The organism is Glaciibacter kafniensis (assembly GCF_039538945.1).
Classification (GTDB): domain Bacteria; phylum Actinomycetota; class Actinomycetes; order Actinomycetales; family Microbacteriaceae; genus Cryobacterium; species Cryobacterium kafniensis.
The window spans coordinates 68,000-82,844 of sequence record NZ_BAABCN010000012.1; the positions used below are offsets into that span (position 1 = coordinate 68,000).

Sequence of the window (14,845 nt, forward strand, 5' to 3'; positions counted from 1 at the left end):
CGCGATGCGCGCCGAGCCCCCGAGCGATTATAGACAGCTGAGGGAGGGGCACTCGTGCACGCACTGTCGCGCCCGTGCGCACTGTGCGGCGAACGGAGCACAATGGAGCTGTGATCTGCCGACGGATTGTGGTGCGAGGCCGGGTGCAGGGCGTCGGATTTCGCTATTCGGCCCGCACCGCAGCCACGCGTCTCGGCGTGGCCGGACAGGCTCGCAACCGCGACGACGGCTCTGTCGAGGTCGTCATCGAAGGCTCAGCGGCATCCGTCGACGCCATGCTGGAGTGGCTGGCCGGTGGCCCACCGGGGGCTCGCGTCGACACCATCGAGGTGTTTGAACTGACACCGATCGGCGCGAGTGGATTCGTGATCGCCGAGTAGTCCGCGCGCCGCCCGGCCACAGGCTCGGCCCCACTGGCGTAGCGTTGATGCATGCAAGCGCACGGGCATCTGGGTCTCTCCAGATGAGACTGAGCGTTCGGCAGGGGTTCGGCATCGGCCGACTCGTTCTCGCCTGCGCGGGGGCTATCGGCCTGATCGGCAACTTCGACTACGTGCTCGGCTTCAAGACGTTCGGTGCGAACAACTTCTTCAGCTACTTCACGATCCAAAGTGCCATCGCGGCGGTCGTCATGTTCGTGCTCGCGGCCATCGTTGCGTTTCGCCGCAGGGAAGACCCGCCGTGGCTTGACGTGCTGCGCACCCTGGTGACGACGTACATCATTGTCTCGGGAATCGTTTTTGCGCTGATGGTGGTGGAGTCTTCGTCGCGGGCGTATCGCATCGACGTGCCCTGGTCAGACCAGGTGCTTCACTTCTGGATTCCCGCATTCGCACTGCTCGACTGGCTGTTCGATCCGCATAAGAACCGGATGCGCTGGCACCTGGTCGGCTGGGTCGTGATCTACCCGCTCGTTTGGGGAGCCTTCACGCTGGTTCGAGGCGCCCAGGTGGGCTGGTACCCCTACTTCTTTCTCGACGGCAGCCAGGTCAGCCTCGCCGAAACGGTCGGCTATTGCCTGCTCTGCCTGGCGATCATCACCGGGGTGACCGCGCTGCTGGTGAGCACGTCGCGGCTCAGATTGTCGCCGTGGTGGACGCCGGTTGCGCTCCGCCGGCCGCTGCCGGTCGGGGAGAGAGACAGAGAGCCCGTCGATGATCAGGTTGCCGCCGGTCAGTGACCGCGCGCCGACTGTTGCCGCGCTCGGTCAGTGACCGACGAACGGTTCCAGACTGCGGAGCGCTGCCGCCACTACCGCGTCGTCATTCTCCTTCGCGAGCCGAAGCGCGCTGTCGGCAGCCGTCAGCCCCATCAGCACCGGCTGCCCGGTGAGCGGTTGCAGGTTCACCCAGACCGGGAAGTCGACGCCGTCGCCGACGACGTTCCAGAGTTCGGCATCCGTCGTCCAGAACGGGGTGTCGTAACGCAACCAGATTTTGTCGAGAACGCCCATGCCGAGCGCGGCGATCGCACCGCGATGCGCGAACGGCAACGGCGGGCTGAACTCAATGGCGCCGGCCTGCAACACTCCGAGCGGCACCGTCACGACCACCCGGTCGACGTTGACCGATTCGCCGGTCGCCATCCGCAAACTCACCGTTTCGGCCGTGTAGGCGATCTTCGTGACGATGGTCGACAGCATCACATCGAGGTCGGCGGCCATCGAGGTGAGCAGGGTCGAATATCCGCCGAGCACGATGCGTTCGTCGGCCTCTTCGGCGCCGACAGTGCTCGGGGTGGGTGCGTACCAGGCTGAGACGTGCGCCGCGGATGCCCCGGTGGGCATCTCGAGGTCGGTCACGAGTGCGAGACCCAGCCAGTCGGCATCCGTCAGCGCAATCGGCGCAGTCGCCGCATTCGGCTCCGCCGGTGCCGTCGGCGGAGGGGTGGGCGCGCCTGACCCGACGAGGGCATCGGCAACCGAGACGTCGTGAGGTTGGGTCGCCGCCCAGGCGAGTCCGGCAGTGAGCAGCCGGGCGCCCGTGTCGGGAACCGTCACGATCTCGCCTGCACGATCGCGGGTTTCAGCGGGCGTGTTGAAGGGGGCCGTCGCGACGCCCGCCGCCGAGAGTTCTTCGTCGAGGCTGGTGCTGTCGAGTGGAGTTGTCGAGCGCACAAACGAGGCGCCGAGCTCGATCGGGAACGGCCAGTCCGACCCGGTGACGGTGTCGATGCGTCCGCCGATGCGATCACGGGCTTCGACCACGATCACGGCGTAGCCGGCGTCGCTCAGCTGGCGAGCGGCGGTGAGACCGGCCAGGCCGGCGCCGATCACTGCAATGCGTTCCCCGTCGGGCGCAGCTGCGGCGACGGCTGTCGCCACGGCCCGGCCCGAACCTTGAGCGCCCTGTGCGGTGCCCGGCTCGGTCTCGGAGAGCGCCTCCCCGGCCAAAAAGACGCGGTCGAGCACCGGCGTGGCCAGGTCGACGCGCTGGGCCGGGGTCGAGCCGACGGCCTGATAGCTGAAGGATCCGCCGGCGAACGGGTCGGACGACCAGTTCGTGCGCTGCATCCCCGCGGGCTTCGGCACCGGAGACGGGCTGGGCCCACCGGTCGTGGTCGGGGATCTCGTCGGCGTGGGGGTCTCGGGCGTGCACGCGGCGAGCGCCGCGACGGTGAGACCAGAGGCCGACACGAGGAGGAAGGTTCGACGATCGATCACGGCAGGCACGTCGTCTCGCGTGTTGTTGCGGGTGTCACGCCGGGTGACGGCAGGGATCTCGCTCCGAGTGCTGCTCCGGGAGTCGGCACATGTCGCGCTCTGGGTGCTGATTCGAGTGTCGCCATGGCCCTGCGCGCATTCGAAACCTCGCCATTCATACCCTCAAACTAACGCATCCCGCTGACCGTACCGCCACTCTGGCGCGCCATCAGGGGCGAGAGCACCCGACGCTAGGCCGGCACCTGCAGAAAACCGTCGTCGAGCAGCTCCCGCACGCGCGGCAGCAATTCGACGCGCAGGTCTGTCTCGTCGGCCTCGAGCAACTGCGCCAAAGCCGCGATGATCGCTCCCACCGAGAGGTCGCCGTCGCAGGCGCCGATCAGTGCGGCGAGCGCGGTGTCCAGCGGCACGGAACGCCCGAACCCGCCGCCCTGGTGCAGGGTCATCAACGTGGGGTCGTCCTGGCCGGGCCAGTAGTGCCGCTCCTCTGTCACGTCGGGGGCAACGGTAAGATGCGAGGCGGCGAGCTGGGCGTCATCCGTTGCCGCTTGCCAGTCATGGGCCTGGAGGCACGCCGCCAGGTGGCTGCCGATTCCGGCGGCGTTGGCGCCGAGGGCGTCGTGAAGACGTTCGAGCCGGCGAAGCGGAGCGGCGCGGCGCCCGAGCGCACTCCCGGCATCGCTGGCGACGGATGTCGCGGCTGCGGCAACCGGCGCGCGCAGCAGCATGTAGCCGAAGCCGACCTGGGTCACCCCGCGGGCCTCGAAGTCGTCGAGCCAGGCCCCGTAGAGCCGGTCGAAGTCGGCGGAGTCGGGGCGGGTGCCCCCGTCGCGAATCCAGGTTTCGGCGTAGTCGGTCGGGCCCTGTGCTTCGCGTTCAATGAACCAGGCGTCGAGCGGCAGCTCTTCGGCTCCATCGCCGCTCTGCGGAGCATCGAGCCATGAGCGCAATCGGTCGAAGGCGTCGCCACTCGTGCCGCTGGTCGCGCCGCTCGCCGTGCGGCCCGTGTCTGAACCGGTGCGGTACTCCCAGTTGCCGAGCAACTGGGCGATTCCGCCGGGGTTCAGATGTGCTGCGGCGCTCGTCACCACCGCCTCGACGATCGCGTCGCCGACCAGCCCGCCGTCGCGGTACTCATAGCTCGGCACGCCCTCGGTGCGCGGCGTGATCACGAACGGCGGATTCGAAATGATGTGGTCGAAGCGTTCGCCGGCGACCGGCTCGAACAGGCTGCCCAGACGAAACTCGATATTGCGGATGTCGTTGAGTTCGGCGTTCAAGGCGGCAAGCTCCAGCGCCCGCTCGGAGATGTCGGTGGCCACCACGCGCGTGGCATGACGGGCGGCGTGCATCGCTTGAATGCCGCATCCGGTGCCCAGGTCGAGCGCAGAGTCGACCGGGTTCGGAATCATCAGGCCCGCCAAGGTGAGCGATGCGCCGCCGACGCCGAGCACATGGTTCTCACCGAGCTCATGGCCGAGCGCAAGCTCCCCGAGGTCGGAGGCGATCCACCAGCTGCCGGCGCCGTGGCCGTCGATGAAGCTGTACGGGCGCAGGTCGAGCAGCGGACGCACGAGTGTGGCCGAGGTGCTTGGGTTGCTGCTGACTGCGTCGGTGCTGGCGCCCGTGTCGCTGACGGCACTGCTGTCGGCCTGATCGACGAAGCCGATCAAGCCGAGTTCGAGTGCTCCGCGAATCCCGAGGGTCGGAAGCGCTGCATCCAGATCGTTCAGCGGAACCGGAAGCCCCAGCACGAAGAGGCGTGCAAGAGTTGCCGAGCGCTCCTCGCGACCCAGTTTCTCGCGCAACGCGGCGAGCGCCCGCAGGGCCGGAACCCGCTGATTGCGGTGCAGGGCCGCATCCGCTGCGCTCCCCCACAACCCGGTGAGCGCGCTCACGCTGAAGTGGGCGGAGGCGAGGTCGGTACGAAGCTGGTCGATCAGTGCAGAAGTCACTCAACCATTCAACTGCACTGCGGGGCCCTACTCTGCGTCCCCGGCACATGCGCACCCGCGAGGGGTACCGCTAGAGCCAGCGCATTGTGAATGCCCTGGCGAGCACCTGGTTGGCGGGCGGAACGGACAGGAGCCGCACGAGCGCATTGCGGGCGCGGAGCCGCACGCCGTCGTAGGGGCGTCCCATCGCCATGTTGAATCCCGCTTGGCGCACGGCCATCCGAGCGGCGCGGCGTCGACGTTGGTCATAGGCGGTGAGAGCGTTCTCGACCGCGCATCGCAGGTTGGCACTGTCGACGCTGTCGAACCGACGGGTTTCCCAGGCCGCGCGATCCGAGGCGCGATCCGAGGCGCGATCCGAGGCGCGATCCGAGGCGCGCTCCGCCGTGCGATCCGCCCTGACTGCCCGCTCCAACGCGGGTGCGAGGGCGACGGCATCCAACCAGCCGAGGTTCATCCCCTGCCCGCCGATCGGGCTGATCTCGTGGGCCGCATCCCCGACGAGAGCAATCCGGCCAACACGCATCCGTTCGGCCAGACGCTGCTGTACAGCGAATGCACTCGGAGCCGCCAACGCCTCTGGCAGGTTCACCGCCGTGCGCTGACGGATGATGTCGGCCAAGTCGGCCGCCGTCGCTCCGGGCGAGAGACGGTCGGTCATCGCCACCCACCGGCGCCGCCCACCCGGGAGCGGGAAGGATTCGACGACGCCCCCACGCTCAAAGAACAACACCGCCGTCGAACCGTTCGCGCCCTGGTCGCAAAAGTCGGCCATCAGATAGGTCTCGCTGCTCCCCGAGGTGCGCCAGCCGATCCCGGCCGCCGCTCGCACCCGGCTGTGCGCCCCATCGGCGCCGACAAGATATCGGGCGCTCACAGCCGTGCCGTCTGCAAGTCTGACGTCGACCCGTTCGCCGGTGTCACGGGCATCCGTCACCGCAACCCCCTCGTGCAGGGCTCCCGGCCGGAGTTGCGCGAACCGCGCCCGCAGCAGCGCTTCGGTCTCGGCCTGCGGCAGCGAGACGACGAACGGGTGGGCGGGGGCAGCGCGTTCGAATGAGAGCCGGCCGAGAGCCACACCGTCGCAGCCGACGACTCCGTCACGGATCTTCACCGCCCGAGCGATTAACTCTCCGGCAACGCCGATCTGCTCAAGCGCGGCAAGTCCAGGTGGGTGGATGCCGATGGCCCTGGAACGCAGCGACGGCTCGGTGCGCGCCTCGAACACGTCAACTTCCACGCCGCGCAGGGCGAGCAGGCACGCGGTCACCAGCCCGACCGGGCCCCCACCGACCACGAGCACTTCAGGCATCGGTCGGGTCCGCGAGCGGGGAGTTTCCGACCGGGGTCGCGCGCGGCGCGATCCAACGCAGTACCAGCCGTGACGGCAGCTCGCGGGTGACGCGCCAGCCGGCTGCGGCAACCGACGTTGCGGCCGCCAGCCCGGCCGCGTCCAGCGACGCACGCAACTCCCGCGCCGTGAAACTGCGCCGGATCGAGGTCAGACCGTCTTCGCGAATGTAGGAGTCTCGAAAGAATGGAAAGGTGGCGACACCGAAACCGAGGTAACCCCACCCGCTCCGTTCGATGTCGGCGTGCAACACCCGCCGTCGACACAGCTGCTCCGAGTCGAACAGCAGCCCGCCGAGTTCTTCGGCGCTCAGGTGATGCAACACGTGATTCGACACCACGAAATCGAACCGCGCCCCCTCGCGTACCAGCTCAGAACTGAACGCCCGCCGAAACTCGAGCCCGGGCAGCGGTGGCTGGCCGACCGCATATGCGTGAGCGCGCGCATCCGGATCGATCGCCGTCACACTCAACCTCACCCTGTCGCGCACCGCCCACCGCGCCAGCGCCCTCGCCAGATCGCCGCCACCCGCTCCGATGTCAACCAGGGTGCTGTTCTTCGCCGGGCTGAGCAACGGGCGTATGTCGCGGCGATAGATCGTGCGCCACCCCGACACCACGGCGTTGACATAACGGAACTCGGCGTACGTGCGGGCGAGCCGCTGCGGGTCGCAATCCGGGCCGTCCATGATCTCGACGGCGTCGCTCGCCCGAACGCCGAGCGACGGGAAGGCCATCGGCCGGCTACCCGCGACTCGCGGTCATCAGACTCGATTCGACGGTGAGTCCCGGGCCGAACGCCATCGCGCAGACCCGCTCTCCATCGGCAATCGTCGGCGAATCGACAATCGCCTTGAGCACGAACAGCACTGTCGCACTCGACATGTTTCCAAACTCCCGCAGCGTCTGCCTGGCCGGCTCAAGCTGGGCCTCAGTCAGCGCGAGCTTCGCCTCGGTTTTGTCGAGGATGCTGCGCCCGCCCGGATGGATGGCCCAATGCGTGATTGCCTCGTTCAACGGCTTGGTCAGCACCGCTGTGGTCGGATCGGAGCCCGTCGCGAACGTCGCGCTCCCGGCAGAGGCTCCCCCGTCGCTGCCGCCAGCGCCGGCCGGAGTCCCGTCGAGCAATGCCTCGACCTGATCGCCCTGGTCCACCGCCAGCCCGGTGTACACCGAGCCGTCCTCCCCAACCAGCTCGGCCAGCACCGGGTCCCGCGCCAGCAGCGGCGCCAATGCGCTTTCAATGTGCTCGTCGATAATGTGCGGCACATAGCTGCTCAGCACCATTTCGAAGCCTTCGTCACCGATCTTCCAGGCCATATCGCCCTCACCGACCGGCGTGATCACCGTCTCGAACTGGTCGAGGGTGAGGGCCGTCTCACCCGGCCAGGGCTCGCGAGCCGAGACGATTCCGGCCGCCGCGCCATCCGCGAAGAGAGAGGACGCAACGATGGTGTCTGGGTCGTTTGAACTGCGCAGGTGCAGCGAACACAACTCGGCGCTGACCACCAGCACGACGGCATCCGGATCGGCCTCGACGAATTGCTTCGCCGTGCGGAGGGCCGGCATCGCCGCATAGCACCCCATGAATCCGAGGTGATAGCGCTGCGTGGCGGGGCTCAGCCCCAGCTCGCGCACGAGCATGTAGTCGGGACCTGGTGCGAAGAACCCGGTGCAGGAGACGGTCACGACATGGGTCACGTCGGCCGCCGTCACGCCAGGACAGTTCTCGAGCGCCCGGCGCCCCGCCTCGACGAAGAGCTTGGTGGCTTCGACGATGTAGAGCTCATTGCGCACCTTCGTGCCTGGCATCAGCAATCGTTGGGCGACCGGATCGAAGAACTGTGGATCCGCCGCATCCGATTCGAGCGTCAGTTCTTCGATGACAGTGCGCCGGGTGTCGATGCCCGACAGATTGAACGACGTCGTGACCAGCCTCTGGGCTAGCCGACTCAGATCGGGTTGGGCGGCGAAGACATCCCGCACTTGCTCCTGCACCAGGATTGTCGGGGGTACTGCAGTCTGAAGCGAACGCAACGTGACGGCCATAGCTCAGTGTGCCACGCGAGTGTTCGAAGCGGCACCCCTTTGAGCGAACCCGAATTCGCTGCGATGAGAGCCGTGCAGCGCGCGACGGCTACGGCAGCCGGGCGAACAGCCGCGTTCCGACCAAGGAAATGGCGAAGCCAGCGGCGACGATGGCCGCCATGCCTCCGACGTATGCGATCAGCGTCTCCGTCGACTCTCCGGATGCCCGCAGCACGGTGATCACGAACGCCAAGCCGGTGACGACGGAAAAGGGCACCACGATCCAGGCGAGGCGCCCGGCCCGCCACGGTCGGGCCACCGCCGCACCGGCCGGCTGCACGCTCGACAGCACGACCCCAGCCAGGCAGCCCCAGAATGCGACGACGAGCAGCCCGGCGATGACATCGCTCGGTCGGTGCCAGTGGTTGGCCACGGTCGACAAACCGGCGGCGACGGCGAACGCCGACCCCCAGGCCGCAACCATGGGCCGCATCCGTGGGCTTGAAACGAGAAAGACGGCGAGGGCGGATGCCGCGGCGACGGTTGTATGCCCCGACGGGAATGAATTGTCGGCGTAGCCGGCGACGCCGAGGTCAGGGCGGCTCAGAACTGCATACTTCAGCACCTGCGTCGTCGCGACGGCCGCGCCCGCCGCGCCCAGCGCCACGAGTAACGTCGGCCAATTGCGGCGCACAGCGGCGATCACGAGGGTGAGCACCAGGCCGATCAGTGCGGAGATGAGCGGCACCAGATCGAGCAGCTGAATGGTGAGCGGGGTCACGCTGCGTGACCCGAACTCGGCGCCGTCGAATGCGAGCTGGTCGACGATCTGACCGTTGTAGCTCCGTACGAAAAACAGGTAGAGCGCAACGAATGCCAGAGCGGCACAAACAGCGCCGACCAGGTATCGGGCCGGACTGATCGAAGTTGAAGCGCTCACCTGTTCAACTGTGCCACAGCGACCCTCAGAGCTTGCACAGGCCAGCCTCCGCCTTCGCCGTGAAATGTTACGGCGAATGAACGAGTCGTTCGCCCGAGACGGCGATCGTTCCTAGTCTGAAGCCCTGCTCGATCCCCGTGATCCACTCACCGTGAAGGAATCCCATGACTCTCGTCGTCGACACCGCCCCCACCGTTTCCGCCGACGAGCGCGCCGCGCGACTGACGGATGCCGGCACCGCCTGGTCGAATCGGATCAGCGCCAACGTCGACAGCGCGAAGCTCAGCTACACCGTGACCGGCGTGGGCGAGGGAGCGGTGGCCAGCCGGATTACCGCAGGCAAGCAGGTCTTCTTCGTCGACGAGCCGGCCGCCCTCGCCGGCGATGACATCGCGGCCAGCCCTGTCGAGGTCGCCCTCGGCGCGTTGATCTCCTGCCAGATCGTCGTCTACCGTCTCTACGCGCACAACCTCGGGATTCGGGTGGACTCCATCTCGGCCGAAGCCGAGGGCGACCTCGACGTGCGCGGGCTGTTCGCCATCGACGAGACGGTGCGCCCCGGCTTCTCAGCGGTGCGACTCACCGTGCGTGTCACCGGCCCGGAAAGCGATGACCGCTACGCCGAGCTTCACGCTGCCGTCGACGCTCACTGCCCGGTGCTCGATCTCTTCGCCAACCCGACCCCGGTCACCGTCACGTTGCTCGCCAACTGACGGTCGCTCCTTCTCGTTGGTCGAGGAGCACGCGTCTCTTAGGCAGATGACCACTTCGTTGATCGAGGAGCGCGCGAACTTGCGAGCACGCGTCTCGAGATCTCGCCAGCCAATCCTTGAACTCGGGTTGAGTTCGAACATCGGCTCGCGAGGTCTCGACCCGATCGCGGGCGGCCTCCTCGACCAACGAAAGAGCCTTGCGTTCACAGCCGAGAGGCGTAGCGTCGCAGGTATGTTCAGTTCACATCATGGGCATGCCCAGCGGGACCACAGCAGATCAGCGTTTGGAATCCCTGCGCTCCGCACCACGGACATCCACTCAGCAGAAATCGCGGGCTCCCCCGATCTCGAAGGCGACTTCGAGGCCGAGCGGCGCCGGGCCGCGGAGTCCAGTCACGAGAAGATCGGGCGCTACGAGCACGGTGATCAGGACGGCCCGGTTCTGCCCGCAACGAGTTCTGGGTTCACGCACCCATGACCGCGCACGCTGCACCGGGTCAGACATGCGCGCCGAGCCAAACACACGGCTGGCAGACACGCGTCCGACTCAGACCAGCGTGAGTACGACCTTGCCGAGCAGATGCCCACCCATCAGATAGTCGTAGGCCTCACGCACTTTCTCCAACGGGAAGGTGTGATCGATCGGCAAGACCACATCGCCGGCGGCGATCAGTTCGGCAACCTCGGCGAGGTCAGTCAGGGTCGCGGCTTGCCCGCCCACTCCGGTGATGCCGGCATCCGCCCGGTGACCGCGGGCCGCAATCGTGTTGATCCGCGACCCGGGCGCCCCGAGCTTCAACGCGATATCGATCGTCGCCGGACCCTGATTGTCGAGGGCCGCCGTCAGCCGCGGCGCTATCGCACGCACCCGCTCGAACAGGCCTTCTCCATACGCGACCGGGATGACGTCCAGCCCGCGCAAGAAATCATGGTTGGCCTCACTGGCCGTTCCGATCACGCGGGCGCCGGTGCGCCGGGCCAGCTGCACGGCGAGCACTCCGACTCCCCCGGCGGCGGCGCTCACCAAGACAGTGTCGTCGGCGGTCAGGTGCAGCGAATTCACGCTCGCCCACGCGGTGCGGCCGGCGATATCAAGCGCGCCGGCCACCTCGAAGCTGAGCGCATCGGGCTTCTGGATGATTCGGGTCGCGTCGATGATCACATAGTCGGCCTGCGCATACATGCGTTTTCCGCCCAGCACCTCGTCGCCGAGCGAGAAGTCTGTGACCCCGCCGCCAATCTGGTCGATGACACCTGCGAAGTCGTTGCCGTTGCCGCACGGCGGAATCGCGTTGTAGCTGGCAGCGGACGGGCCACCCCGAAGAATCTTCAGGTCGACCTGGTTCAACCCTGCCGTATGCACCCTCACCCGCACTTCTCCCGAGGACGGCTGCGGCCGTTCGTCATGCTCGATATGCAGCATCGAAGGGCCGCCGAACTCGTCGAAGCGTACGTAGCGTGCCATCTCGACAGCATAAGCACAGGAGGCAAATGCCGCGCCCCCCGATTTTTGCCTTCGCGATTGTGCGTGGCGTACACCAAATGTTCATCATCGTCTGGTCGACTATTGCGTGAACCGTCTGCGTGCGCGCTAGAGAGTGTGCGCTTCAAACGAATGGAAGCTCTGTGAGCATTCGAACGGCCGAGTACCCCAGGCCGGACCATTTCCTGCTTCATCTCAGTGACACGCATCTGCTCGCCGGTGACCATCGTCTGTACGGACAGGTCGACAGCGCCGCGCATCTGACCCAGCTCTTTGCCGAGGTCGAAGAGTCGGGTGCGCGGCCAGAGGCCATCGTCGTCACCGGCGATCTCGCCGACCGCGGTGAGCCTCAGGCCTACGACCGGCTACGGGACATCGTCGAACCGGCGGCCGAACGTCTCGGCGCCCGAGTGATCTGGGTGATGGGCAACCACGACGACCGGGCCGTTTTTCGCACGAGCCTGCTCGGCGAGCTGCCGACCACGTCACCGATCGACGACGTGGTCGAGATCAATGGGCTGCGTGTGATCACGCTCGACACCTCGGTTCCCGGCCACCATTACGGAGAGATCAGGCCCGAACAGTTGGAGTGGCTGACCGATCAGCTGCAGGTCCCTGCCCCGGACGGCACGATCCTGGCCATGCATCACCCGCCGGTGCCGAGCGTGCTCGACCTCGCGGTATCGGTCGAGTTGCGCGACCAGGGCCCGCTGGCTCAGGTGTTGCGCGGATCCGATGTGCGCAGCATCCTGGCCGGTCATCTGCACTATTCGTCGACCGCCACCTTTGCCGGAATCCCGGTGTCCGTCGCATCCGCCACCTGTTACACCCAGGATCTGACCGTTCCCGTTGGCGGAACTCGGGGTCAGGACGGCGCGCGCGCGTTCAATCTCGTGCACGTCTACCCCGACACCGTCGTGCATTCGGTGGTGCCGCTCGGCAGCCATCCGGCGCTGGAGTACATCGACGCGGCGGAGAGCGCCCGGCGCCTGGCCGCGTCGGAGATCGAGATCCTGCCGACTGGAACCCTGCGAGCTGAGCCGCCGCGCACGACGCCGATCTCGGTGCTGAGCGCCTAAGTGCTGCCGAGCTGCGCCTGACCGGCGCCTGACCTGCACGTCGAGACGGCCAGCTTCGTCGAGCTTGACACTTGCGGTCGAGGTACCCTGCTGCGCCGGGCAAACTCGACCGCAAGAGTCAAACTCAGCGCACGGAGCGACGCCGCCGAAGCGGCTACGCCCGGCGCACCGCTTCGCCCACCCACGGGTCGACCAACGGATCGATCTCCGGGTCGACAGCGCCCTCGGTCGGGGCTTCTTCCTTCTCCCAGGGTGCCGGGAACGGAAAGTACAGCTCAAGAAACTCGGTCACTGCCGCGCGCCGTACCTCGTCTGAAATCTCGGGAAAGCTCCCGTCGTTCAGGCAGAACATGTCTTGGTCGCGGCGCTTGCGCAGGCGCTTCATCTGCTGCAGCGCCCGCTTCAGTGTCGTCTCGATGTACATCGAGCGCACCTGCGTCTGCGCCACTGCATGCCCGGTCATCAGTGCGTAGTAGTGGTAGAGCGAATTGGTGACTGAGATATCGGTGGCCGACCGGAACTGACTGGCCGCGGTGCGCGCGAAGTCCTCCGGAAACTCGTTCTCCAGTTCACGCATCACGCTTTTCACCAGGGGGGCAGCGGTGTGCTCGAGGTGACGGGTGGTGACCTTGCCGAACCGGCCGAGCAGCAGCGCCCGGTTCACGCGGGCGGCATTCTCGAATCCGCTGCGGCTGGGATCGTTCTCACCCAAACCGATGCGGGTCGCCGCTTCGACGAACTTGGTGATTCCACCGGGCGAGAAGAACAGCTCGGGCCCCACCGGACGCCCGAAGAACATGTCGTCATTGGAATACAAGAAGTGTTCGGCCAGGCCGGGGATGTTGTGCAGCTGGCTTTCGACAGCGTGCGAGTTGTGGGTGGGCAGCGCGCTCTGGTCGGCGAAGAACTCCTCGCTGCGCATGATCGTGACCCGCGGATGCTCAGCGAGCCAGACGGGTGCCGGCGAATCGGTCGCAATAAAAATGCGGCGCACCCACGGCGCGAACAAATACACACTTCGCAGGGCGTACTTGAGTTCGTCAATCTGTCGGAACCGCGCCTCAGATTCGTCACCCTCCCCGACGACATAGCCCTGCATCCGTTTCGCCCGCTCGCGCTGGAAGTCGGAGGAGGAGCCGTCGACCCAGGAGAAGACCATGTCGATGTCGAAGCTGACATCGCTGGCCAGGTCGTCGAACATGCTCGGCAGGGTGCGCCATTGGCGGTCGTAGAGGTCGATCGTGGTTTCACGAACCTCGGAACGGGGAAGCCGGGTGCGCATCAGCGCGTTCTCGACCGGGGCGACGATCTCGTCTTCACCGAAGCGCCAGAATTCAAGCTGGAACGCGGTCTGCGCGCCATAGCGCAGCCGCCCGATCGGCTCAATGCGCGGGCGGTAGACCCTGAACACCGACGACTTCTTGAGCGTGGCGAGAGCACCGTCGGCAATCAGCGCCGGCTGAGTCTGGGCGCCGTCTTGCGGCTTGGCGTAGAAGGGTTCCTCGGCGAACGCGGCAGCGAGCGCCTGGGAAATCTTCTTGCGCGAGGCCCGGTTGACGGCGATGACGAGCCGGTTGTGATCGCCACGCACCAGCAGAAAATCGATCCCCGCAGCTTCGAGGGCATCGTGCACGGCGACCACGTCGGTCACCATCGACTCGTGAGGTGTGAAATGCCCGTTGACGAGCGCGATCTCTCCCTTTCGCACGACGACATCGTCACGGTCGAACCGGCGAGTGCGGGCGTTGGGGGCGACAAGAACGAGCTCCGGTTCGCCGCTCAGCGAGAGCACCGGCATGGCGGCCGTGTTGGTGCCGAGCGGCTCAGGTGCGGTCGATCCGAGCGCGTCGGCGTGGGTTCCGACATGAGCTCCACCGTGTCCGCCACTGGCGCCGCCACTGTGCGCGCTGCCGTGCGACGCACCGTGGCTACTGACGTGACTGCTGCCTCGTTCGCCGTGGGATCCGGATCGATCGAAAGTGGCCATGGTTCTCCTCGAGACAATAGAACACACTTTCACGAGGCATCCACACGCATCGCTGGAAGGAATGCGTTCGGCACTGCCGAACGGCGGCTCTGCCGGGGATGTCGAGACCGTGTGCTGAGCAGCCGGGCAAGCGGTCGCGCTGCTCTCAGTGTACGTCGGTTCGTGCCTGTGAATCGCTAGAGAGCGCTGATTCCGAAGAGCCCGATGATGAGGGCCATGATCATGATCGTGACCAACTCATGGGCGATGTTCAACACCGTCAAGCCGCCTGGGCGTCGGTCGAAGGCATCGTGGGTGATCATGCGGGCGGCGGTGAATCCGGCCCAGAGAATGAGGCCGGTCAACAGTGTGTTGGCCAAAAAGCTGCCGTGGTAGAAGTTCTGTGCGATTGCCGCGGCCCCTGCAAGCACCCAGGCGGTGATGAAACTGACGATCACCGTGACGATCAGGGGCGCCGCAGCACCCTTTTTCATGCTCTCCTCGTCGTGACCGACGGCCTTCATCCAGTAGGCGCCGAAGACTCCTTTGGCATACCAGATTGCGCCGACGACCATGCTCGACACCGTCGCGAGCAGCACCGCCCAGATATTGATTTCGGGAACCATGATCGAGTCCTTTCACCTGGCCCGTCGAGGCGACGGAGCGGAT

13 protein-coding genes are annotated in these 14,845 nt (G+C 66.6%); 4 read left to right on the top strand and 9 right to left on the bottom strand.

Annotation, left to right across the window (positions count from 1 at the left end):
* The first annotated feature begins 110 nt into the window (after positions 1 to 110).
* Positions 111 to 380, top strand: coding sequence for an acylphosphatase (locus ABD791_RS16430; RefSeq protein WP_345068674.1), 270 nt, complete (start codon positions 111 to 113; stop codon positions 378 to 380).
* A gap of 83 nt (positions 381 to 463) precedes the next feature.
* A complete protein-coding gene (locus tag ABD791_RS16435; RefSeq protein WP_345068676.1) occupies positions 464 to 1,180 on the top strand; it encodes a Pr6Pr family membrane protein in 717 nt (238 codons plus the stop codon).
* Positions 1,181 to 1,207: 27 nt separating this feature from the next.
* On the opposite strand, the gene ABD791_RS16440 is transcribed toward ABD791_RS16435, so the two are convergent.
* From ABD791_RS16440 to ABD791_RS16465, 6 genes are all read right to left on the bottom strand, one after another.
* A complete protein-coding gene (locus ABD791_RS16440; protein WP_345068677.1) occupies positions 1,208 to 2,662 on the bottom strand; it encodes a flavin monoamine oxidase family protein in 1,455 nt (484 codons plus the stop codon).
* 230 nt (positions 2,663 to 2,892) lie between these two features.
* Positions 2,893 to 4,617, bottom strand: a complete 1,725-nt coding sequence (locus ABD791_RS16445) for a DUF7059 domain-containing protein (RefSeq protein WP_345068679.1) — start codon at positions 4,615 to 4,617, stop codon at positions 2,893 to 2,895.
* A gap of 70 nt (positions 4,618 to 4,687) precedes the next feature.
* On the bottom strand, positions 4,688 to 5,929 hold the full coding sequence (locus ABD791_RS16450; protein WP_345068681.1) for an FAD-dependent oxidoreductase: 1,242 nt from the start codon (positions 5,927 to 5,929) through the stop codon (positions 4,688 to 4,690).
* A complete protein-coding gene (locus ABD791_RS16455) occupies positions 5,922 to 6,704 on the bottom strand; it encodes a class I SAM-dependent methyltransferase (RefSeq protein WP_345068683.1) in 783 nt (260 codons plus the stop codon). The genes ABD791_RS16450 and ABD791_RS16455 overlap by 8 nt, the downstream gene beginning before the upstream one ends.
* Before the next feature lie 7 nt (positions 6,705 to 6,711).
* Complete coding sequence (locus ABD791_RS16460; RefSeq protein ID WP_345068685.1) at positions 6,712 to 8,016, bottom strand: type III polyketide synthase; 1,305 nt, start codon at positions 8,014 to 8,016, stop codon at positions 6,712 to 6,714.
* An 88-nt stretch (positions 8,017 to 8,104) separates the two neighbouring features.
* Complete coding sequence (locus tag ABD791_RS16465; RefSeq protein WP_345068687.1) at positions 8,105 to 8,935, bottom strand: phosphatase PAP2 family protein; 831 nt, start codon at positions 8,933 to 8,935, stop codon at positions 8,105 to 8,107.
* A gap of 164 nt (positions 8,936 to 9,099) precedes the next feature.
* On the opposite strand from ABD791_RS16465, the gene ABD791_RS16470 reads away from it, so the two are divergent.
* A complete protein-coding gene (locus ABD791_RS16470; protein ID WP_345068689.1) occupies positions 9,100 to 9,648 on the top strand; it encodes an OsmC family protein in 549 nt (182 codons plus the stop codon).
* 547 nt (positions 9,649 to 10,195) lie between these two features.
* On the opposite strand, the gene ABD791_RS16475 is transcribed toward ABD791_RS16470, so the two are convergent.
* Positions 10,196 to 11,113, bottom strand: coding sequence for an NADP-dependent oxidoreductase (locus tag ABD791_RS16475; protein ID WP_345068691.1), 918 nt, complete (start codon positions 11,111 to 11,113; stop codon positions 10,196 to 10,198).
* Between the two features lie 161 nt (positions 11,114 to 11,274).
* On the opposite strand from ABD791_RS16475, the gene ABD791_RS16480 reads away from it, so the two are divergent.
* Positions 11,275 to 12,210: a phosphodiesterase gene (locus ABD791_RS16480; protein WP_345068693.1), complete on the top strand. Its 936-nt coding sequence runs from the start codon at positions 11,275 to 11,277 to the stop codon at positions 12,208 to 12,210.
* Positions 12,211 to 12,364: 154 nt separating this feature from the next.
* Here the strand turns inward: ABD791_RS16480 and ABD791_RS16485 are convergent, their stop codons facing one another.
* A complete protein-coding gene (locus tag ABD791_RS16485) occupies positions 12,365 to 14,008 on the bottom strand; it encodes a stealth family protein (RefSeq protein ID WP_425562268.1) in 1,644 nt (547 codons plus the stop codon).
* A gap of 365 nt (positions 14,009 to 14,373) precedes the next feature.
* Complete coding sequence (locus ABD791_RS16490; RefSeq protein WP_345068697.1) at positions 14,374 to 14,802, bottom strand: DUF1761 domain-containing protein; 429 nt, start codon at positions 14,800 to 14,802, stop codon at positions 14,374 to 14,376.
* Between the last annotated feature and the right edge of the window lie 43 nt (positions 14,803 to 14,845).

Excerpts from the sequence above, each read along its gene's own strand:
- ABD791_RS16435 (WP_345068676.1), top strand. The coding sequence starts at position 464 with ATGAGACTGAGCGTTCGGCAGGGGTTCGGCATCGGCCGACTCGTTCTC.
- ABD791_RS16450 (WP_345068681.1), bottom strand. The coding sequence starts at position 5,929 with ATGCCTGAAGTGCTCGTGGTCGGTGGGGGCCCGGTCGGGCTGGTGACC.
- ABD791_RS16455 (WP_345068683.1), bottom strand. The coding sequence starts at position 6,704 with ATGGCCTTCCCGTCGCTCGGCGTTCGGGCGAGCGACGCCGTCGAGATC.
- ABD791_RS16460 (WP_345068685.1), bottom strand. The coding sequence starts at position 8,016 with ATGGCCGTCACGTTGCGTTCGCTTCAGACTGCAGTACCCCCGACAATC.
- ABD791_RS16470 (WP_345068689.1), top strand. The coding sequence starts at position 9,100 with ATGACTCTCGTCGTCGACACCGCCCCCACCGTTTCCGCCGACGAGCGC.
- ABD791_RS16475 (WP_345068691.1), bottom strand. The coding sequence starts at position 11,113 with ATGGCACGCTACGTACGCTTCGACGAGTTCGGCGGCCCTTCGATGCTG.
- ABD791_RS16485 (WP_425562268.1), bottom strand. The coding sequence starts at position 14,008 with ATGCCGGTGCTCTCGCTGAGCGGCGAACCGGAGCTCGTTCTTGTCGCC.
- ABD791_RS16490 (WP_345068697.1), bottom strand. The coding sequence starts at position 14,802 with ATGGTTCCCGAAATCAATATCTGGGCGGTGCTGCTCGCGACGGTGTCG.